Origin of the sequence: uncultured Novosphingobium sp. (genome assembly GCF_964277725.1) — a bacterium.
Classification (GTDB): Bacteria; Pseudomonadota; Alphaproteobacteria; order Sphingomonadales; family Sphingomonadaceae; genus Novosphingobium; species Novosphingobium fluoreni.
On record NZ_CAXYKL010000164.1, the window covers coordinates 1 to 19534 of the forward strand.

Here is a 19534-nt window from a genome sequence, read left to right on the forward strand (position 1 = left end):
ATATCCAGCGCGTTATGGAAAACGCCGTGGTATATCAGAGCATGAACCCGTCTCGGGGATACTATCGCGGGCAGGCGCCGCTCAGCGCGATGTTGGGCAAGCGCACGCCGGGTTAGCGCCCTGCCCGTATTCCATGCCTCGCCGGCGCCCACCGGCTGCTCAACAAGACCGAAAGATGATGACCCCCTCAGGCCCACCCATCACTCCCGCCGGCATGGCGCGATTACGCGCGCGGTACGACCATCTCCTGGGCAAGGAGCGGCCAGAGATCGTGGAAATCGTCAGCTGGGCAGCCGGAAACGGCGACCGCTCGGAAAACGGCGATTACCTCTATGGCCGCAAGCGGATGCGGGAAATCGATCGTGAGCTGGCTTACCTCGCGCGCCGGATGAAGGCCTTGCGCGTGATCGACCCGGCGCGGCAGGAGGAACGCAGCAAGGTGCTGTTCGGAGCCATGGTGATCCTGGCCGACGAAGACGATCAGCACATGACCATCACCATCGTGGGCGATGACGAGCAGGACGCCGCCGCAGGCCGGATCGGTTGGAGCGCGCCGATCGCCCGGGCGTTGCGCGGCGCTTCGGTGGGCGATCTTCGCACCGTGCGCCTGCCCGCGGGCGAAAAGGAATGGGAAGTGCTCAAGATTAACTACCCTGATCCGTGAACAAGATCACTTGGCCAATCTTTCTTCCGGCTGTATTATGAGTCTGGGATCGCTGGAACCTTGTATGAACGAAAAGACGGAACAGGATCTGCGCCACGCCCTCGGCAACGCCCGCGCTGAAACGGAAGCGTTGAAAAGCATGTTGGGCAAGGCCGCGGATAGCCTGGAAGACATTGTTGAGGCCAACTGCTCCACCGAAGAGCAGGAGAAAGCTATCGCCACCGCGCGCCGTCTTCGCAGAGTGATCGAGCGGACGAGTGGCAGCGGCAAAGTCAGCGCGTCGAGCGGATCGGTCAGCTCCTGACGATCAGACGCGGCGCCCAGCAGCCGGGCTTATCCCTTATTCCCATTCGCCGAATTGCGCTGACGCTGGGCTTTGTGTGCGCGGCCGCGGCCTTTGCCATGCCGGCTGCGGCGCGTGAAAGCCTGGGGCTGTATTCCGGTTGGGGGGCGTTTCGAGATCCAGCGACGCCGCGCTGCTATGCGATCGCCATGGCCGAGCCCAACGCGCGCGAACGGGAGCATCAGCCCTTCGTCGCCGTCGGCACTTGGCCGAAACGCAACGTGCGCACGCAGATTCATTTCCGCTTGTCACGTCGCTCCGCAGCGGATCGGCCGATCGTTCTGGCTATCGGGGACAGGCGCTTCGCGCTCACCGGAGGCGGGGGGGACGCCTGGGCGGCCAACAACTCCGACAACGCCGGTATCATCGCCGCGATGCGATCCGCGTCATCCATGCGGGTCAGTGCACGCGATCAGCGCGGACGCCCGTTCAGCGATGGCTGGATGCTGGCCGGAGCTGCTTCGGCCATGGACGCAGCGGCGATCGCCTGCGCCCGTGCCGGATGAGGTACCCGTAACGGGCAACAGCTAGAAGGGCGGAGCCTGTGCCCCGCCCTTCCCCTTAATCTGAGATCAAACGATCAGAAGCGATAGCCGACGCTAGCGACGACCTGATGACGATCGAGGTCGACATTGAAGCGATCGCTGTCAGGAATGTCGTCGCGGAAGTCCAACTCGGCCTTCGAATAGTTGGAGTAACGATATTCCAGCTTGGCGAAGGTGTTGGTGCCGAACTTCTGCTCGACGCCAGCGCCCAGGCGCCAGCCGTCTGCATCGAAGTTCAAGCGCGAGATATTAGTGCCGTCGCTGGCGCGAGCGCCAAAGCGGGCGTTGGTGTAGCCGCCCTTCACATAAACCAGCGTGTTGGGCGTAGCCTTGATACCGGCACGCGCACCGACGTAGAAATCACGCTTGGTCTTGACGTTGCCGAGCCCGAAGCCTTCGAAATCGCCGTCATCGTTGAAAGAGGTCTTGGCGGTGCTGCCAGTCACTTCACCCTCGACGCCGACCACGGCCCGGCCGAAGTCATAGTCGTATCCGATGCCGCCGCCGTATAGCAGCCCGTCAATCGACTGGTCGTTGCGATCGTTGAAATCATCATCGACGTCGCTACCGGCCTTGGTGATGTCGTAACCGACGATTGCTTCCACGCGGGGGCCGGTGAACGAGCCTTCGGCGGTTTGGGCCATGGCGGGAACCGCGAGCAAAGCGGTGCCGGTTGCCAGGCAGGCGAGAACTTTCTTCATAAACTAACTCCGTAGTCCTGCGACTTGTATCGTTGGACCCGTGAAATGCGCTGCGATGCGGCGGAGTTTCATGAACGTAACACAACGAATAACCGTGGTTTTTCAGTCACACATTTCCGGCGAACCGAGAGAACGAAAGGTTTACCGACCGAAACCTTCGCATCTGCGGTACGTTCGCGGGCTCGCGTGGGCGCGTGGCTTTCAACTGAGCGACGGGTGCATTATATGCGGCGATCATGTCAGATACGAACCTCATGCCGATCCCCGGGCTCATCGATCCCGTCCCCGTGCCGCGCGCCGATGTCGTCGCCGGCGTCACGCCCCGAGAGGACGGCAAGATCGACCTCATCGGCCTTCCACGGAAGCGCATTGCCGAATTGTTCGAAGCGGCGGGCCTGGACGCCCGGCAAGCGAAGCTGCGCGCCAAGCAGGTGTTCCATTGGCTCTATCATCGCGGCGTGACCGATTTTGCCGAGATGACCGATATCGCCAAGGCTATGCGGCCCTGGCTGTCCGATCGTTTCGTGGTCGGGCGGCCCGAGATCGTCGAGGCACAGCACTCCACGGACGGCACGCGCAAATGGCTACTGCGCACGCCCGATGCCCACGATTTCGAGATGGTCTTCATTCCCGATGCGGATCGGGGCACTCTGTGCGTCTCCAGCCAGGTGGGATGCACGCTCAACTGCCGCTTCTGCCACACCGGCACGATGCGTCTGGTGCGCAACCTGACGGTGGGTGAAATCGTCGGCCAGGTCATGCTGGCACGCGATGCGCTGGGCGAATGGCCCAAGGGCGTGGCGGACACCAAGATCGGCACCATGGCCGACTTGGACGATGACGAGGATGAAGGTTCTTATACGTCGGATGGCCGCCTGCTCACCAACATCGTGATGATGGGCATGGGGGAGCCGCTTTATAACTTCGACAATGTGCGTGATGCGCTGAAGTTGGTGATGGATGGCGATGGTCTTGCCCTGTCGAAGCGGCGGATCACGCTTTCCACATCGGGCGTCGTTCCCAAGATGGCGCAATGCGGGGAAGAGATCGGTGTGAACCTGGCGGTATCGCTGCACGCCGTCACCAAGGACATCCGCGACGAGATCGTGCCGATCAACCGCAAGTACGGCATCGAGGAATTGCTTCAGGCCTGTGCCGACTATCCCGGGGCCAGCAACGCCCGCCGCATCACGTTCGAGTATGTCATGCTCAAGGACAAGAACGACAGCGACGACGATGCCCGCGAGCTTGTCCGCCTGTTGAAGCATTACAAGCTCCCGGCGAAGGTGAACCTTATCCCGTTCAACCCGTGGCCCGGTGCACCGTACGAATGCTCGACACCGGAAAGGGTGCGCCGGTTTTCCGACATCGTGTTCGAAGCCGGGATTTCAGCGCCGGTCCGCACCCCGCGCGGCCGCGATATCGACGCGGCCTGTGGCCAGCTGAAGACGGCGGCCGAGAAGAAAAGCCGGGCCGAACTGGACCGACTTTACGAAGAGAAGCAGGCCGCGCTGGGCTGAGCGATAGTCGGCCCACGGGGGAGCAATTCGCTTCGCCGTGCATTTGCATCGCTTGATCGTGGGTATGGGAGCTTTTTCGTCTGTTCATCTGACGTTGTGGATCAATGAACAAAAAGCTGCGTTACCCGATCAATTCAATGCAAGACCAGAGGGCTCTCACCATGCGTAAAGTCATTCTTACCGCTCTGATGGCGGCAGTCACCATCCCCGTGATGACCGCGACGCCTGCCGAAGCACGCCGCCGCGACGATCGCCGTTACTACAGCACCGACAACGGCGTGCGCTACTGGCGCGGCGACGACGGCCGCTATCGCTGCCGCAAGTCGAACGGCACCACCGGCCTCCTGATCGGCGGCGTCGGCGGTGCCCTGCTGGGCCGCACCATCGACGGCGGTCGTGACAAGACCCTGGGCACCGTGCTTGGTGCTGGCGCAGGTGCGCTGCTGGGTCGCGAAGTGGATCGCAACAACTCGCGTCCCCGCTGCCGCTGATCTTACCCGGTCCGCTAGGAAGGCGCGCTGCTCGAAAGGGCGGCGCGTTTTTCGTTTGCGCATACCTGATGGTGCGATTTGCAACCTTTCCTACTTACGCCGACTATGCTCCATGATTCGCGTGAGCCAAATGTTTTCCATTTTTCCAAAGCCGCTTCCTGCTGAGACGGCCCGTTCGTCTCGCTTTTCTGGACACCGGCAACTGCGGCAACCTGAGGGCATGCGATGAGCCGCCCCGCCGTCCTCGTCACCGGCGCCGCCCGCCGGCTGGGTCGCACGATCGCCCGGGCCTTTGCAGAGCAGGGCTGGCACGTCATCATTCACTACGGCTCTTCGCGCGATGAAGCGGAAGTTCTCGCTGCCACGCTATCGTCGGCACAGACCGTCACGGCGGATCTGGCGAATGTGGACCAAGCGATCGAAATGGTCGAGAATCTGGCCCAGACCGTCTCGGACTGGCGCGTGCTGGTAAACTGCGCCAGCGTTTTCGAATTGGATGACGCAACGCTTCTTTCCGCCGACGTGTTCGATAGAGCGATGCGCATAAACGCCCAAGCGCCCGCCGCCATGGCGCAAGCATTCCTGGGACAAGCCAAGTCGGCCCTTGGCCGCCGCGTGATCAACGTAAGCGATCAGAAGATCGCCAATATCAATCCGGACTTCTTTTCCTACACCATGAGCAAAACGGCTCTGGCGGCTGCCACGACCATGCTTTCCATGGCGCGCACCAACCCTCGCGATCGGGTCTACGGCCTGGCTCCCGGCGCGATCCTTGCCAGCCACGATCAGCGCGAGGAGGAAACGGAGCGATCCCACCTCATGAACCTGCTCCGCCGCAAGACCGGAGCCGATGAGATCGCCGCAGCCGCGCTATTCCTTGCCGAAGGGTGGTTGGAAAGCGGCGAGACCGTTTTCATAGACTCTGGCCAGCACCTGCTATCCCAACCTCGCGATGTTCTGTTTCTGGCACGAGACTGACCCTTCCCCGAACGCTTCTCCTCTGGGAATGGGACTTGTTCTTCCGGGCAGCGGGGTTAGGAATGCGCGCCATGCCATTCCATCAGTCTGATTGCCATCCCGCTGGCCGCCCCATCATCACGACCAGAGATTTCCAACATGGCTAAGCGCATACTCGATCGTTTTCTCAGCCGTGTTGTCGCCTGTGGTGCTCTGGAAGTCGTTCGGTCCGATGGCTCCAGCACACATTTCGGGTCGCGGGCAGAGGGCTTTCCTGACGTCCAGATCCGTTTCACCACCGACACGGCGGAACGGCGCATCCTGATGGATCCCCGCCTAGGCGCGGCTGAAGCGTTCATGGATGGCGAATTGGTGGTAGAGCGTGGCGACGTCATGGACCTCCTCGCGCTGATCCGCGGCAATGCTCCGTGGGATCGCAACGGTCGCCTTCAACCGGCAAGCCCGATCCGCCGCATCCGCAATACGCTGGCGCATCGGCTGGAGAGCTTCAACCAGTCGCGCAAGTCCAAGTCGAACGTGGCGCACCACTACGATATCGGCAACGATCTCTATCGCCTGTTCCTGGATACCGATCACCTACAGTATTCCTGCGCATACTGGCCCAGCCTCGATCTGTCGCTGGAACAGGCGCAGGAGGCCAAGCTGGCCCATATTGCTGCGAAGCTGGCGCTTCAGCCCGGGCAGCGCGTGCTTGATATCGGTTGCGGCTGGGGCGGCATGGCGATCTATCTCGCCCGCAACTTCGACGTCATCGTCCACGGCATCACGCTGAGCGAGGAGCAGCTCGTCCTTGCCCGCGAGCGCGCGACTGCGGCTGGCGTCGCCGATCGTATCACGTTCGAGCTGGTAGATTACCGCGATCTCGCAGCCTCAGGTGCGAACTACGACCGCATCGTTTCGGTCGGCATGTTCGAACATGTAGGCCAGCCCCAGTTCGAAGCCTTCTTCCGGGCATGCGCCAACATGCTCGCGGCAGATGGCGTGATGCTGCTGCACACCATCGGTCGAATGGGCGGCCCCGGCCTCACCGATGCATTCACGCGCAAATACATTTTCCCGGGCGGCTACATCCCGGCACTGAGCGAGACGCTGGCTTCCAGCGAGAAGATGCGCCTGATCGCGGCGGACGTAGAGAACCTGCGCCTCCACTACGCCTACACCTTGCGAGAATGGTACAAGCGTTGCGTGGCCCACCGGGACGAGATCATCGCGATGTTCGATGAGCGATTCTACCGCATGTGGACCTTCTACCTCGCCGGCGCGACGGCGGCGTTCGAGAGCGGTGGAATGTGCAATTACCAGATCCAGTACATCCGCTCCCGCCATGCCCTGCCGCTCACCCGCGATTACCTTGTCGAGGCCGAGCGGACGCTGTTGAAGGCCAAATAGCGATGCGCGGACTGGCGATCCTGCTTTCCCTATGGCTCGCCTTCGCCTCACCGCTGTGTCAGGCACGGGTCATCGTTTCGTTCTATAGTGTGCCCGGATCGATCATCACCGGTCGGTCGGTCCATGCCTTCTTCACGCTGACCGGCACGCTGGATGCAGACGGCCGCAAAGTGGATGAGAACTACGGTTTTTCCGCCAGGACCTGGAATCCGGCTGGGTTTTTTCGACCCGTGCCGCAGACGATGCTTATCGAAAAGCCGGCGTACATCCAGCGGGCGCGATATCACTTCCGCGTTCCGATCAGCGATGCCGCCTACCACAAGATCGCTCAGGAAGTGCGGCTGTGGTGGCACGATCCGCGATACCTGTGGGACATAGATCGGCGCAATTGCGTCACGTTCGTGGGCGTCGTGGCGCAGATATCCGGGCTGACCGTCGATTTCCCGCCGCCGATGATGCGCAAGCCTCGGATGTACCTCGACCATCTGGCCGCGCTTAACCCCGCGATCGATCGGACGCCGAATTAGCTCGGCTGATCACTTCGGCGGATAAGTGCAACAGTTCGGGTCGCTGTCGGTTCAGCGATGATGGCCAAAACCAGCTTGATTGCCAAAATTCGCAAGGACATCGTGCTTTACGGCGCTTTGGCCGCCAACATCGGCATCGCGATCGCAAAGTTCGTCGCGGCCGGGATCAGCGGCTCGTCCTCAATGGCGACCGAAGGCGTGCACTCGCTTGTCGACAGCGGCAACCAAATCCTGCTGCTCTACGGCCAGAAGCGCGCCGCGCGCCCGCCGGACAAGTTCCACCCCTTCGGCTATGGCAGAGAGCTATATTTCTGGGCCTTCGTCGTGGCCATCCTCATCTTCGCGGTGGGGGCTGGCGTATCGATCTACGAGGGCATCATCCATATTTGGAACCCGCACCCGATCGAAGATCCCCGGCTGAGCTACATCGTGCTTGGACTGGCATTTTTACTGGAGGGCGCATCATGGACTATCGCGGTGCGAGAGTTCCGCGGCAGCGTGGGTGATAAAGGCTGGTGGCAGGCCATTCACCGGTCGAAAGACCCGCCAGGCTTCATCGTTCTGTTCGAGGATTCCGCGGCCCTTGCGGGTCTGGTCATTGCCGCCGTCGGCGTTTGGGCCAGCGTGTATTTTCAGGACCCGCGGATTGATGGCGCAGCGTCCATCGTCATCGGTCTCGTACTGGCCGCCGTCGCGGTCCTGCTGGCGCGGGAGGCCAAGGGCCTGATCATCGGCGAGGCCGCTGATCCTAACCTGATCGCGCAGCTACGCGCCGTGCTGGATGGGCACCCGCAGATCGAGGCCGTCAACCATCTCCGCACCGTGCATACTGGTCCCGACAGCGTCTTCGTTGCCGTTAGCGCGGATTTTGTCGACACGATCCCGATGGGCGAAGCGGAGAGCCTGATAGAGGAGCTCGAGGTCGCCATGAAGGCCCTCTCTCCCACGATATCATCGATCTATATTCGGCCCGAGAAAAAGGAGAACGCATTCGTAGAGCATGTCAGCTCGACCGGAGCCGCTTGAGAAATACCGATGGCTACAAAAGAAAAACGCCGCACCCCGAGGGATGCGGCGCATCAAAAGCAAGACCGACTTTAGCCGGTCGAACCGTTTGCTCAGTTGACCGCGTCCTTCAGAACCTTGCCAGCCTTGAACTTGGGCTGGCTAGAGGCCTTGATTTCCATCGCTTCGCCGGTGCGGGGGTTGCGGCCGGTAGAAGCTTTGCGCTTGGCGACGGAGAAGGTGCCGAAACCGACCAGGCGAACTTCTTCACCCTTCTTCAGCGCATCGGAGATGGCATCGAAAACGCCTTCCACGGCCTTAACGGCGTCGTTGCGCGTAAGCCCGCTGGTTCCTGCGACCGCGCTGATCAGATCGTTTTTGTTCATTGTGGGATCCCCCTACCTCTCAGTGGAAAACGTTCGAAACTTTTTGAAACCTGGATTCGCCTAGCGAATGGGTGTGGAATTGAGCGCCTTTTCCAGCGCCTGTCAAAGCCAAAAAGCCTCAAAAAACGACGGTTTACCGCGTTTCTTCGATAGATTTTCGTATATCTCGTAGGTTAACGAAGCCCCGCCATGCTAATTATGAAGAAAGCGCGTTCAGCACTTTAACTTCACAATCCAATCTGGCTGTTGACCCTTCGCTCCGAAAAAAAGAAGAGGCGGACATCCAGGATGCCCGCCCCGCCATCAATTCAAAAACTGGAACGCGAAAAAACGAAACCTTACGCTTCGTCATTCCGAACGTCGCGACGCTCGGCAATACGAGCGCGCTTGCCCGTGCGGCCACGCAGATAGTACAGCTTGGCGCGGCGCACGACACCACGGCGCACGACAGTGATAGCATCGAGGTTAGGCGAATAGAGCGGGAAAACACGCTCCACGCCTTCGCCGAAGCTCATCTTGCGCACAGTGAAGTTGGAGCCCATGCCGCGGTTCGAACGCGCGATGCACACGCCTTCAAAATTCTGCACGCGGGTACGCGTACCTTCAACAACCTTAACGCCGACCTTGACGGTATCGCCAGGACGGAAATCAGGAATTTCCTTGGCGGCCTTGGAGATTTCCTCGGCCTCGATCTGCTGAATCAGGTTCATATGCCTGGTCCTTCGTTGTGCCGCGCGCCAGAGGCAGACTGGTCCCGAGCGCCAGAATGACGCTCCCAAAGGTCCGGCCTGCGTGACCGTGTATCATCGACCGATCTGGCTTTGCGCCAGGCGGCGATTTTCGCATGATCCCCCGATCGCAGCACTTCAGGGATCGTGCGCCCTTCCCACTCGGTGGGTCGGGTATAGTGGGGATATTCAAGCAAGCCGTCCTCGAACGACTCCTCGGCCCCACTGGAAGGCGCGCCCATTACGCCAGGAAGCAGCCGAATGCAAGCATCCAGCAGCATGAGCGCGGCCGGCTCGCCCCCTGAAAGGACGATATCACCGACGCTGACCTCTTCCACTTGGCGACCTGCAAAGATACGCTCGTCGAAGCCTTCGAAACGCCCACACAGGATGGTGACGCCCGGCCCTGCTGCCAGCGCTCGAATGCGCTTCTGCGTGATCGGCGCACCTCGCGGGGTCATCGCCAGGATCGGAGCATCGGGCTGCAAAGCGCGCGCGTGGTCGATCGCAGCGGCGAGAATGTCCACCTTCAGTACCATGCCCGCGCCGCCGCCCGCTGGCGTATCATCGACGGTGCGATGCTTATCGGTCGCGAAATCCCGGATGTGCACCGGCGTCAGCGCCCATCGCCCTTCCACCAGTGCCCTGCCCGCCAGCGAAATGCCGAGCGGCCCAGGAAACATTTCCGGATAGAGCGTCAGGACGGTGGCGGCGAACGTCATGGTCGCGTCAGTCTTCGGCAAAAGCCGCGGCGATCACCAGCTTTTCAGCGTCCCACGCCGTCACCGCGGACGGTGTCATCGGCACCATAAAGCGCCGCCGCTTGCCGTCTTCCTGCGCCGGTCGCTCGATCTCCAGCACATCGCCTGCGCCATAGTTTTCGACGGCGATGCAGGTGCCCAAGGCTTCGCCTGACAGCGATACCGCAGGCAAGCCCAGCAAGTCTGCATGATAATATTCGCCATCCGCCAACGGTGGCATGGCAGAGCGGGGCACAGTCAGCGCCGTACCCCGCAGCTTCTCGGCGGCCGTACGATCCGCCACTTCAGCGAACCGCGCGATTGCGCCGCCTTTGCCGTCGTCCTTCAGCTTTTCGAGCGTGAGTGTACCCGCGTTGAAAGCATGGTAGCGCTTCAACGCGGCCACACCCTCTCCGAACAGCTTTACGCGCACCTCGCCCGTCACACCGTGCGCACCAGTGATGGCGGCCAGCGTGACGGGACGATCAGGTGACAAAGGCATAGGTTCCGCCTCGGCTATCAGCCTTCAGCCGGAGCCTCGCTGCTCTCGACCTGAGCCTCTTCGGCGCCAGGGTTCTCAGCGCCCTCAGCCGGAGCTTCGGCCGAGGAGGCCTGTGCTGCCTTTGCAGCTTCTTCGGCCTCAGCAGCCTTGGCGGCCTTGTCCTCGGCGCGATCCTTGGCCTTCTTGCCCGGCTCGGCCTTGTTCGGGTTGTTGGTGGCCGCACGCTCCTTGATGCCGGCCTTGTCGAGCATACGCGCGACGCGGTCGGTCGGCTGCGCACCCACGCCCAGCCAGTAGCGCACGCGATCTTCGACCAGCGTCACGCGGTTCGCGTCATCCTTGGCGAGAACCGGGTTGTAGGTGCCCACCTGCTCCAAATACTTGCCGTCGCGCGGGCTACGGCTGTTGGTGACGACGATGCGATAATACGGACGCTTCTTGGCGCCACCGCGCGAGAGACGGATTGCTACGGACATTGTTCAACCTTCCTTCTAGATTCTAATGATTACTTCTTGAATTTGCTCATATCGGGCAGGCTGCCGACGCCGCCACCCATACCGCCAAGGGCATTGCCCAGGCCGGGCATGGCGCCTTCTAGGCCGCCCGTGCCGAACATCGCGGCAAGGCCCTTGAGCCCGCCCATCTTCTTGATCTGCTTCATCGCCTTGGACATTTCCTGATGCATTTTCAGGAGCTTGTTTACGTCCTGCACCTGGGTGCCCGAGCCGTTGGCGACGCGGATCTTGCGCTTGGCGTTCAGCAGCGCGGGATTGCTGCGCTCCTTGGGCGTCATCGAGCCGATGATCGCATCCATGCGCAGCAACACGCGCTCGTCCATGCCGGAGGATGCCATCGCCGCCTTGGCCTTCTTCATGCCCGGCATTAGTCCCGCCAGGGCGCCGATGCCGCCCATGTTCTGCATCTGCTTGAGCTGCATGCGCAGGTCGTTCATGTCGAACTTGCCCTGCTCCATGCGCTTGGCGAGCGCTTCGGCATCCTCAAGCTTGACCGCCTCGGCTGCTTTCTCGACGAGGCTGACGATGTCGCCCATGCCCAGGATGCGATTGGCGACGCGGGCGGGCTGGAATACCTCGATCGCGTCAAGCTTTTCACCGGTACCGGCGAACTTGATCGGCTTGCCGGTGACGGCCCGCATCGACAGCGCCGCACCACCGCGCGCATCGCCGTCCATACGCGTAAGGACGACGCCGGTCAGGTCGACCTGCCCCGCGAACGACTGCGCGACGTTGACCGCGTCCTGCCCGGTCAGCGAATCGACGACCAGCAGCACTTCGCGCGGGGTCGAGATGGCGGAAACCGCCTTCATCTCGTCCATCAACTGCTGATCGACGTGCAGACGACCGGCGGTATCGAGCAGCAGCACGTCCACTGCCTGCAGCCTGGCCGACTGCAACGCGCGTGTCGCGATCTCGGTCGGCTGCTGGCCGGCGATGATCGGCAAGGTTGCGACACCCACCTGCTCGCCCAGGACTTTCAGCTGCTCCTGCGCCGCCGGGCGATTTACATCCAGAGAGGCCATCATGGCCTTTTTGCCGTGCTTCTCCTTGAGAAGCTTGGCAATCTTGGCGGTGCTAGTGGTCTTACCCGAGCCCTGGAGACCCACCATCATGATGACGATTGGCGGTGTGGCATTGAGGTCAAGCTCGGGCGCGGTATCGCCGCCCAGCGTCTCGATGAGCGCATCGTTGACGATCTTGACGACTTGCTGACCCGGCGTCACCGAGCGCAGCACGTCCTGACCTACCGCCTTTTCGGTGACCTGGTCGACGAAGCGGCGCACAACCGGCAGCGCCACGTCTGCCTCGAGCAGCGCGATGCGCACTTCGCGCATGGCATCGCGGACATCCTGCTCCTTGAGCGCACCGCGCCCACGCAGCTTGTCGAACACACCACCAAGGCGATCCGAAAGACTGTCGAACATTACTGTCCACTCCAGTTGCCACGAGCGAAAACCCGCGAAACGCCAAAAACGCCGGCGGACGAAACCTCGTCAGCCGGCGTAGAAATAGTCACCGCTCCGCGACCGTGAACAGTCGCAAAGGTGTGGTGAGATTTGATTCAGGCCGGAGTGAGAATAACGGCCTCCGAGAACCGGGGCGAGGCGACCATCTTGGTCTTATGCACCGGATTCGCAGGAGGCTAGCGTTCGCAGCCCGGCATGGACCAAATATCGCCATACCGACAGAATGGTGGAGCCGAGGGGGATCGAACCCCTGACCTCTACAATGCCATTGTAGCGCTCTCCCAGCTGAGCTACGGCCCCGTTCCATTCATTCGGACAAGCCCTGGGAGGCCTGTCCACCCCTAGGTCGAACCCCGGGAGGACCGCCCCTCTAGTGGGGGCTCCCAGGGTTGGCAAGAGGGAAAATCGCGGGGCGGAAAAGAGGTTTCTCCGCCCCGTGACGATTACGTATCGTGCTCGTTCTCATCGGCCGCTGCGCCGATGCCAAGATCGTCGTCCCCGCCGAGATCGACATCGTTGTCCGGCGAATCGCCGTCCTCGTCGATGTCGAGATCCTCTTCGGCCAGATCGTCATCCTGCTCCTCGACGACCTCCTTCTTCTGCACTTCCTCGAAGGCGACCGGCTGCTTGGACTTGAGCACAGGCTCAGGCGTCCAGCTGTTGCCGCACTCGATGCAGGTGACCGGGTCATCCTTGCCGAGGTCGTAAAAACGAGTGCCGCATTTCGGGCAGCCGTGCTTGGCGCCCCACTCAGGCTTGACCATGAATTATCCTCGTCTGGCGCCATCCCCCAAAAGGATCGCGCTGAAAGTTCGCGTACTTGATGGTTAGGCCCCGCCGCGAAATCAAGCGGAGAAGGGACGCATCAGGGCGCGCGCCTTGCCATAGCCGGTGGCCCCTGTCAAAAGCCGCGCGCTTCCCGCGCTATGCCGCCACCTAGTGAAAGCCCCATACGTGACCGCCGACCCGACCTCTCCGATGCGCCCGCGCCGTTTCCAGGCGAGCGGCCCGTTACGCGGTCGCATCCGCGTGCCTGGCGACAAGTCGATCAGCCATCGTGCGATCATGCTGTCCTCCCTCGCCGTCGGAGAAAGCCGGATTTCCGGGCTCTTGGAAGGTGAGGACGTGCTGGCGACAGCCGCTGCCATGCGGGCGATGGGTGCGCATGTAGAGCGTGTCGGCACAGGTGACTGGATGGTCAACGGAGTGGGCGTTGGCGCCTTGCTCCAGCCAGAGACGGCGCTGGAGATGGGTAATTCGGGAACCTCCACCCGGCTGCTGATGGGTTTGGTGGCATGCCATCCAATCCAGGCCACTTTCACCGGTGATGCCAGCTTGTCCAAACGACCGATGGGGCGCGTGATCGAGCCTTTGTCGCAAATGGGCGCCGACATCGCGGCCAGCGCCGGCGGACGCCTGCCATTGATCCTGCGCGGCGCTTCACCCGCCTTGCCGATCCGGTACCGCCTACCGGTGGCCTCGGCGCAAGTGAAAAGCGCGGTGCTGCTCGCTGGGCTCAATACGCCGGGTCAAACCACTGTCATCGAACCCGTTCCGACGCGCGATCACTCCGAACGCATGCTCAAAGGTTTCGGTGCCGACTTGATGGTGGATGTGGATCCGAACGGCACCCGGGTCATCACGCTTTCCGGACAAGCCGAATTGAAGCCTCAGACGATCGACGTCCCCGGCGATCCCAGCTCCGCCGCTTTCTTCGTGGTGGCCGCGCTGATCGTTGAAGGGTCGGACGTGATCATCGAGAACGTTGGCCTCAATCCTACGCGCTTTGCCCTGTTTGATGTGCTTCGACAGATGGGCGGCAGCATCGATGAAATCGATCGCCGGGAAGTGGGCGGCGAGCCGGTCGCGGATCTGCGCGTCCGCCACTCCACTTTGCGCGGCATCGAGGTCGACCCCGCCGTCGCGCCCAGCATGATCGATGAATTTCCGGCACTGTTCGTCGCGGCATCGGTCGCGCAAGGGCGAACGGTCACGACCGGGCTGGATGAGTTGCGCGTGAAGGAATCCGATCGTCTGGCGGTAATGGCCACCGCTCTGACGCTGGCGGGTGCCCGGATCGAAGAGCGCGAGGATGGTCTCATCATCGACGGCACAGGAGGGGCGCTCCTACCCGGCAATTCCCGCGAACCGATTGTCACGCATCTCGATCATCGCATTGCCATGAGCATGGCGATTGCGGGAATGGCGAGCCGCCAAGGCGTCGAGATCGACGACACCCGCCCGATCGCGACGAGCTTCCCGACGTTCGAGAGCTTGCTGGATGCTCTCGCCGATGAGGTGGCCGCGTGATCATCGCGGTCGACGGCCCAACCGCGTCGGGCAAGGGCACGATCTCCAAGGCACTGGCGGCGCACTTCCATCTGCCTCATCTGGACACAGGGCTGCTTTATCGCGCGGTTGGTCGGCAATGCGCCCTCGCTGGCGGAAATCCAGACGATCCGGCCGACGCTCTGGCTGCAACCGCGTTCGCCGAAGAGTTGCTGAACGACCCCGAACTGCGATCCGAAGCCACCGGCGGCCTCGCCAGTCGCGTGTCGATCCACCCATCGGTCCGCCAAGCCTTGTTCGAGCGGCAGCGCAGCTTTGCGAACCAGCCTGGAGGCGCTGTACTGGATGGACGGGACATTGGCACGGTGATCGTGCCCGAAGCGCAGATCAAACTCTTCGTCACCGCCAGCGTCGAAGCCCGCGCCGAGCGCCGTCACCGGGAGATGCTAGTGCAAGGTCGCGACGTTAGCCTGAGCGATATCGCCAACGACTTGAGGGCCAGGGACGCCCGCGATACCTCGCGCAAGGACGCACCCCTTATGGCCGCCGATGACGCCGTCGTGTTGGACACGAGCACTCTCGACCGAGACGCCGCGATCGCCTCCGCCATTCAGATCGCCCAGGATCGCCAGAGCCTCCGCACCGCCGACGCCTGATTACCGGATCGGACCGACGTCGGCGATCGCCTTCCCCGCAGTTGCATCTTGCCCTGCGAGGGAGTAGAGGCCAGCAGCTTTTTTGACCTTTTTGATCAGGAAGGCGCCCGCTCGGGTATCCGGCCCCGCGGGCAGTTCGGCCCTTTTTGGCCCGTTTGCCGCATGGTGCGGCGGCGGAAGAAAGACCGGCGGAAACAACCGCCTGGCCGGAAAATCAGTACGTAGAGAGACATTGCATTTATGGCCACTATGGCAAATCCCACTCGCGATGATTTCGCGAAAATGCTCGACGAGCAACTCGGTGGCGCTGGCGAAGAGGGCTTCGAGGGCCGCGTCGTCAAGGGCACGATCACCGCAATCGAAAACGACAAGGCCGTCATCGATGTAGGCCTCAAGAGCGAAGGCCGCGTTTCGCTGCGCGAATTCGCCCGTGGTGACGATGATCACGGCCTGAAGGTCGGTGACGAAGTCGAAGTCTATGTCGACCGCGTAGAGAACGCCGACGGCGAAGCGATGCTGTCGCGCGATCGCGCCCGTCGTGAAGCTGCGTGGGACAAGCTCGAAAGCGAATTCGGCGAAGGCAAGCGCGTCGATGGCGTGATCTTCGGCCGCGTCAAGGGTGGCTTCACTGTCGATCTCGACGGCGCTGTGGCGTTCCTGCCCGGCTCGCAGGTTGATATCCGCCCGGTCCGCGATGTCGGCCCGCTGATGGATATCCCGCAGCCGTTCCAGATCCTCAAGATGGATCGCCGTCGCGGCAACATCGTCGTGTCGCGCCGCGCCGTTCTGGAAGAGACCCGCGCCGAGCAACGCAGCGAACTGATCGACAAGCTGACCGAAGGCCAGGTGATCGACGGCGTCGTGAAGAACATCACCGATTACGGTGCGTTCGTCGACCTGGGCGGCATCGACGGCCTGCTCCATGTCACCGACATGAGCTACAAGCGCGTCAACCATCCGAGCGAGGTCATCAACATCGGTGACACCGTGAAGGTGCAGATCATCCGCATCAACTCGGAAACCCAGCGCATCAGCCTCGGCATGAAGCAGCTGGAGAGCGATCCGTGGGAAGGTGCGATGGTCAAGTACCCCGTCGGCGCTAAGCTGCACGGCACTGTCACCAACATCACCGAATACGGCGCCTTCGTGGAGCTGGAGCCGGGCATCGAAGGCCTGGTTCACGTTTCGGAAATGTCCTGGACCAAGAAGAACGTCCACCCCGGCAAGATCGTATCGACCTCGCAGGAAGTCGACGTCATCGTGCTCGAGGTCGATTCCGAGAAGCGCCGCATCAGCCTGGGCCTCAAGCAGGCCAACCGCAATCCGTGGGAAGAGTTCGCCGAGAAGCATCCGGTGGGCAGCCAGGTCGAAGGCGAAGTCAAGAACGCTACCGAGTTCGGCCTGTTCATCGGTCTGGATGGCGACGTCGATGGCATGGTCCACATGTCCGACATCGCATGGGGCATTTCGGGTGAAGACGCCCTCGCCCTGCACCGCAAGGGTGAGCAGGTTTCGGCCGTCGTTCTCGACGTCGATGTCGAGAAGGAGCGCATCAGCCTTGGCATGAAGCAGCTGGAGCGTGGCGCTCCCGCAGCGGGCGGCGCGCCTGGCGCGGCAGCCAGCGGCGGCGCGGGTGGTCTGCGTCGTGGCGAAGTCACCACCGTCACCATCCTCGAAGTCCGCGATGGCGGCCTCGAAGTGCAGGCTGGCGACGATGGCGCGACCGGCTTCATCAAACGTTCGGACCTCGGCCGCGATCGCGACGAGCAACGTCCTGACCGCTTCCAGGTCGGCCAGAAGCTCGATGCGATGGTGATCGGTTTCGACCGTTCGAAGAAACCGAACTTCTCCGTCAAGGCCCGTCAGTTGGCCGAGGAAAAGGAAGCCGTGGAGCAGTACGGTTCGTCGGACTCGGGTGCATCGCTCGGCGATATCCTGGGCGAGGCTCTCAAGAACCGCTAGCCGTACGCGGGCCGCAGAGCCACAACTCTCCGGCCCCCTCGTCTCGGGTTCAGCCCGGCACGATCAAATAGAAAAGCCCGCCCGGCCAAACGCCGCGGTGGGCTTTTTCTTGCGCTCTCATCCGCTACATAGTCGGGTGAGGAGACACTCATGCTCGAAGTTCATCAATTCCCGTGCCTTTCGGATAACTACGGGTTCCTGCTGCACGACCCCGAAAGCGGTGAGACCGCATGCATCGATACTCCCGACGCGTCGGAGTACCTTCGGCAGGCCCAGCTGAAAGGCTGGAAAATCACCCAGATCTGGAACACCCACTGGCATCCTGACCATGCCGGAGGAAACGAGGCGATCAAGGCTGCGACGGGCTGCATCGTCACTGCGCCCGTCAATGACTCAAGCCGGATCGCCGGGGTGGATCGTACGGTAGACCACGGCGATACGGTGAAGCTGGGGGAATACACTGGCCATGTGATCGATGTTGGCGGGCATACACTGGGGCACGCGGCGTTTCACGTTCCCGGTGCAGCGATCGCCTTTGTGGGTGACGCCCTATTTGCGTTAGGTTGCGGTCGCATGTTCGAAGGCACTGCTCCGCAATTTTGGCAGAGCTTGAGCCGTCTGAAGCAGCTTCCGCACGATACGCTGATCTACTGCGCCCATGAATACACCGCGGGCAACGCGCGCTTCGCGATCCATGCAGACCCGGAAAATGCGCAGTTGGCTGCCTACGTCACCGAAGTGGAGGAACGTCGTGCACAAGACCTGCCAACCGTCCCCACGAAACTGGGGCGTGAGTTGGAGACCAATCCATTCCTCCGGGCCGATGACACTGATTTGCAATCCCGATGGGGGGCTGGCGATGCCGTGGCAACGTTCGCAGCCCTACGGGCCGCCAAGGATGCTTTCTGATGCCCATCCGTGCTTCGCGCTAACGACCAAGGTCATACTGTCATATGTCGCTAATGAACCTTTTGGCGCCGACATATATCCCGATGTTGGAAGCTCTATCCCGCTGGCTGAAAAAGGCTGAGACACAACTGCCTATGGGCGAGGCGGAGGCGCTTTTGCTTTCCAGCCTGACGCCGGACATGTTCCCGCTGGCCACACAGGTTCGCTTCGCGTGTGTCCAGGCACGGGAGGGGATACACCGACTGCGCCGAGAGGACTTTCCTCCAGCATTGACGGCCCTGCTCGACGAAGGGAGGAACGCGCGGACACAGCCTGGCACTCTGGCCGACGCGCAACGCCATATCAGGGAGACTGTCGAATGGGTGAAGCAATCGGCTTCGGGTAGCGATGGCGGAGCGCCTCAGCGCCCTCTATCCCATGCGCTGCCCAACGGCCTAATTTTCAACCTCACAGCGGAGCAATACGTGCGCGACTGGGCGATCCCCCAGTTCTATTTCCATGTGATGGCCGCCTACGCCATTCTAAGGAGCAGCGGCATCGACCTGGGCAAAGCGGATTACGTGCAGCACATGTTCGCCTACGCCCGACCGGAAGCAATGGCGCCGACCGCCTAATCCCGGATTGCCTCGACCGTCAGCCGACAAACAAAAACCCCCGCACAAGGCGGGGGTTCGTTTGGAGCGATATAGCCCGTTAAAAGCTACAAGGCGCCGATCGATTGATCGACGAGCGCGCGATCTGCCTGCGCCGTGTAGTTCCCGCGGATAAGGCCCTGCGCAGCGTCAGCAGCGGCGCGAGCCGCCTTCGTACGCAAATCAGCCACGGCTGAACGCTCCGCCGCACCGATCTTATCCTGGGCCATCTTTTCCCGACGCGCGATGACATCGGTGGTATCCGCCTCAGCCTTCGCGACGATCGCCTCCGCCTCGTGACGGGCATGATCAAGCATCGACGCCACGTCCTTTTCAGCACTGGCGATCTTGTCGGCATATTCCTTGCGGAGCGCCTCAGCCTCGGCGCGCAGTGCCTTGGCTTGCTCCAGCTGGCTGCGGATATCGGCGATCTTGGCATCGAGACCAGACGTCACAAGCTTGGGAACGCCCTTCCACAATGCAATAAGGATCAGCACGATCATCGATGCGCTGACAACCGCGACGGGTGGCGCGATGCCGAGCAACAGCGGCTCAGCGTGATGCACCTCGGTACCCGCGTGGG

23 protein-coding genes and 1 tRNA gene are annotated in these 19534 nt (G+C 62.0%); 14 read left to right on the top strand and 10 right to left on the bottom strand.

Annotated features, from left to right (window positions below):
* Positions 1–178: 178 nt before the first annotated feature.
* The 3 genes from greB to ACHWRX_RS09385 all read left to right on the top strand — a co-directional run bounded on the left by greB (position 179) and on the right by ACHWRX_RS09385 (position 1513).
* On the top strand, positions 179–664 hold the full coding sequence (gene greB, locus ACHWRX_RS09375) for a transcription elongation factor GreB (protein ID WP_394659001.1): 486 nt from the start codon (positions 179–181) through the stop codon (positions 662–664).
* Between the two features lie 10 nt (positions 665–674).
* Positions 675–968, top strand: coding sequence for a hypothetical protein (locus ACHWRX_RS09380; protein ID WP_394658989.1), 294 nt, complete (start codon positions 675–677; stop codon positions 966–968).
* Positions 969–1156: 188 nt separating this feature from the next.
* The gene (locus tag ACHWRX_RS09385; RefSeq protein ID WP_394658990.1) at positions 1157–1513 is read left to right on the top strand and encodes a hypothetical protein; all 357 of its coding nucleotides are present in this window, start codon (positions 1157–1159) and stop codon (positions 1511–1513) included.
* A 74-nt stretch (positions 1514–1587) separates the two neighbouring features.
* Here the strand turns inward: ACHWRX_RS09385 and ACHWRX_RS09390 are convergent, their stop codons facing one another.
* Complete coding sequence (locus ACHWRX_RS09390; RefSeq protein WP_288415697.1) at positions 1588–2253, bottom strand: outer membrane protein; 666 nt, start codon at positions 2251–2253, stop codon at positions 1588–1590.
* Between the two features lie 236 nt (positions 2254–2489).
* On the opposite strand from ACHWRX_RS09390, the gene rlmN reads away from it, so the two are divergent.
* The 6 genes from rlmN to ACHWRX_RS09420 all read left to right on the top strand — a co-directional run bounded on the left by rlmN (position 2490) and on the right by ACHWRX_RS09420 (position 8184).
* Positions 2490–3773, top strand: a complete 1284-nt coding sequence (gene rlmN, locus ACHWRX_RS09395) for a 23S rRNA (adenine(2503)-C(2))-methyltransferase RlmN (RefSeq protein WP_058735446.1) — start codon at positions 2490–2492, stop codon at positions 3771–3773.
* A gap of 161 nt (positions 3774–3934) precedes the next feature.
* The gene (locus tag ACHWRX_RS09400) at positions 3935–4264 is read left to right on the top strand and encodes a glycine zipper 2TM domain-containing protein (RefSeq protein WP_058735523.1); all 330 of its coding nucleotides are present in this window, start codon (positions 3935–3937) and stop codon (positions 4262–4264) included.
* 225 nt (positions 4265–4489) lie between these two features.
* A complete protein-coding gene (locus tag ACHWRX_RS09405; RefSeq protein ID WP_394658991.1) occupies positions 4490–5242 on the top strand; it encodes an SDR family oxidoreductase in 753 nt (250 codons plus the stop codon).
* A gap of 138 nt (positions 5243–5380) precedes the next feature.
* On the top strand, positions 5381–6631 hold the full coding sequence (locus ACHWRX_RS09410) for a class I SAM-dependent methyltransferase (RefSeq protein ID WP_394658992.1): 1251 nt from the start codon (positions 5381–5383) through the stop codon (positions 6629–6631).
* 2 nt (positions 6632–6633) lie between these two features.
* Positions 6634–7158 (top strand): hypothetical protein, encoded by a 525-nt coding sequence (locus tag ACHWRX_RS09415; protein ID WP_394658993.1) that lies wholly within the window; start codon positions 6634–6636, stop codon positions 7156–7158.
* Between the two features lie 57 nt (positions 7159–7215).
* The gene (locus ACHWRX_RS09420; protein WP_394658994.1) at positions 7216–8184 is read left to right on the top strand and encodes a cation diffusion facilitator family transporter; all 969 of its coding nucleotides are present in this window, start codon (positions 7216–7218) and stop codon (positions 8182–8184) included.
* A 92-nt stretch (positions 8185–8276) separates the two neighbouring features.
* Here the strand turns inward: ACHWRX_RS09420 and ACHWRX_RS09425 are convergent, their stop codons facing one another.
* The 8 genes from ACHWRX_RS09425 to ACHWRX_RS09460 all read right to left on the bottom strand — a co-directional run bounded on the left by ACHWRX_RS09425 (position 8277) and on the right by ACHWRX_RS09460 (position 13267).
* Positions 8277–8549, bottom strand: coding sequence for an HU family DNA-binding protein (locus ACHWRX_RS09425; RefSeq protein WP_058735450.1), 273 nt, complete (start codon positions 8547–8549; stop codon positions 8277–8279).
* 338 nt (positions 8550–8887) lie between these two features.
* Positions 8888–9259 carry a 50S ribosomal protein L19 gene (gene rplS, locus ACHWRX_RS09430; RefSeq protein ID WP_058735451.1) on the bottom strand — a complete coding sequence of 124 codons (372 nt, stop codon included), beginning with the start codon at positions 9257–9259 and terminating at the stop codon, positions 8888–8890.
* Complete coding sequence (gene trmD, locus ACHWRX_RS09435) at positions 9256–9999, bottom strand: tRNA (guanosine(37)-N1)-methyltransferase TrmD (RefSeq protein ID WP_288415704.1); 744 nt, start codon at positions 9997–9999, stop codon at positions 9256–9258. Before trmD ends, rplS begins: the two co-directional genes overlap by 4 nt.
* Positions 10000–10006: 7 nt before the next feature.
* Positions 10007–10519 (bottom strand): ribosome maturation factor RimM, encoded by a 513-nt coding sequence (gene rimM, locus ACHWRX_RS09440; RefSeq protein ID WP_394658995.1) that lies wholly within the window; start codon positions 10517–10519, stop codon positions 10007–10009.
* 17 nt (positions 10520–10536) lie between these two features.
* A complete protein-coding gene (gene rpsP / locus ACHWRX_RS09445; protein ID WP_058735454.1) occupies positions 10537–10995 on the bottom strand; it encodes a 30S ribosomal protein S16 in 459 nt (152 codons plus the stop codon).
* Between the two features lie 29 nt (positions 10996–11024).
* Positions 11025–12461: a signal recognition particle protein gene (ffh, locus tag ACHWRX_RS09450; RefSeq protein WP_394658996.1), complete on the bottom strand. Its 1437-nt coding sequence runs from the start codon at positions 12459–12461 to the stop codon at positions 11025–11027.
* A 266-nt stretch (positions 12462–12727) separates the two neighbouring features.
* Positions 12728–12803: transfer RNA gene (locus ACHWRX_RS09455), tRNA-Ala, on the bottom strand.
* 143 nt (positions 12804–12946) lie between these two features.
* Positions 12947–13267, bottom strand: coding sequence for an FYDLN acid domain-containing protein (locus ACHWRX_RS09460; protein WP_058735456.1), 321 nt, complete (start codon positions 13265–13267; stop codon positions 12947–12949).
* 214 nt (positions 13268–13481) lie between these two features.
* Here ACHWRX_RS09460 and aroA point away from each other — a divergent pair, with 214 nt between their 5' ends.
* From aroA to ACHWRX_RS09485, 5 genes are all read left to right on the top strand, one after another.
* Positions 13482–14813, top strand: a complete 1332-nt coding sequence (gene aroA, locus ACHWRX_RS09465) for a 3-phosphoshikimate 1-carboxyvinyltransferase (protein WP_394659002.1) — start codon at positions 13482–13484, stop codon at positions 14811–14813.
* Positions 14810–15448, top strand: coding sequence for a (d)CMP kinase (locus tag ACHWRX_RS09470; protein WP_394658997.1), 639 nt, complete (start codon positions 14810–14812; stop codon positions 15446–15448). The genes aroA and ACHWRX_RS09470 overlap by 4 nt, the downstream gene beginning before the upstream one ends.
* A gap of 240 nt (positions 15449–15688) precedes the next feature.
* Positions 15689–17410 (top strand): 30S ribosomal protein S1, encoded by a 1722-nt coding sequence (rpsA, locus tag ACHWRX_RS09475; protein WP_058735460.1) that lies wholly within the window; start codon positions 15689–15691, stop codon positions 17408–17410.
* Positions 17411–17560: 150 nt separating this feature from the next.
* The gene (gene gloB, locus ACHWRX_RS09480) at positions 17561–18319 is read left to right on the top strand and encodes a hydroxyacylglutathione hydrolase (RefSeq protein ID WP_394658998.1); all 759 of its coding nucleotides are present in this window, start codon (positions 17561–17563) and stop codon (positions 18317–18319) included.
* Positions 18320–18363: 44 nt separating this feature from the next.
* Positions 18364–18933: a DUF1993 family protein gene (locus ACHWRX_RS09485; RefSeq protein WP_394658999.1), complete on the top strand. Its 570-nt coding sequence runs from the start codon at positions 18364–18366 to the stop codon at positions 18931–18933.
* An 86-nt stretch (positions 18934–19019) separates the two neighbouring features.
* On the opposite strand, the gene ACHWRX_RS09490 is transcribed toward ACHWRX_RS09485, so the two are convergent.
* Positions 19020–19534 (bottom strand): hypothetical protein (locus tag ACHWRX_RS09490; protein ID WP_394659000.1); only part of this gene is annotated, 515 nt, incomplete at its 5' end.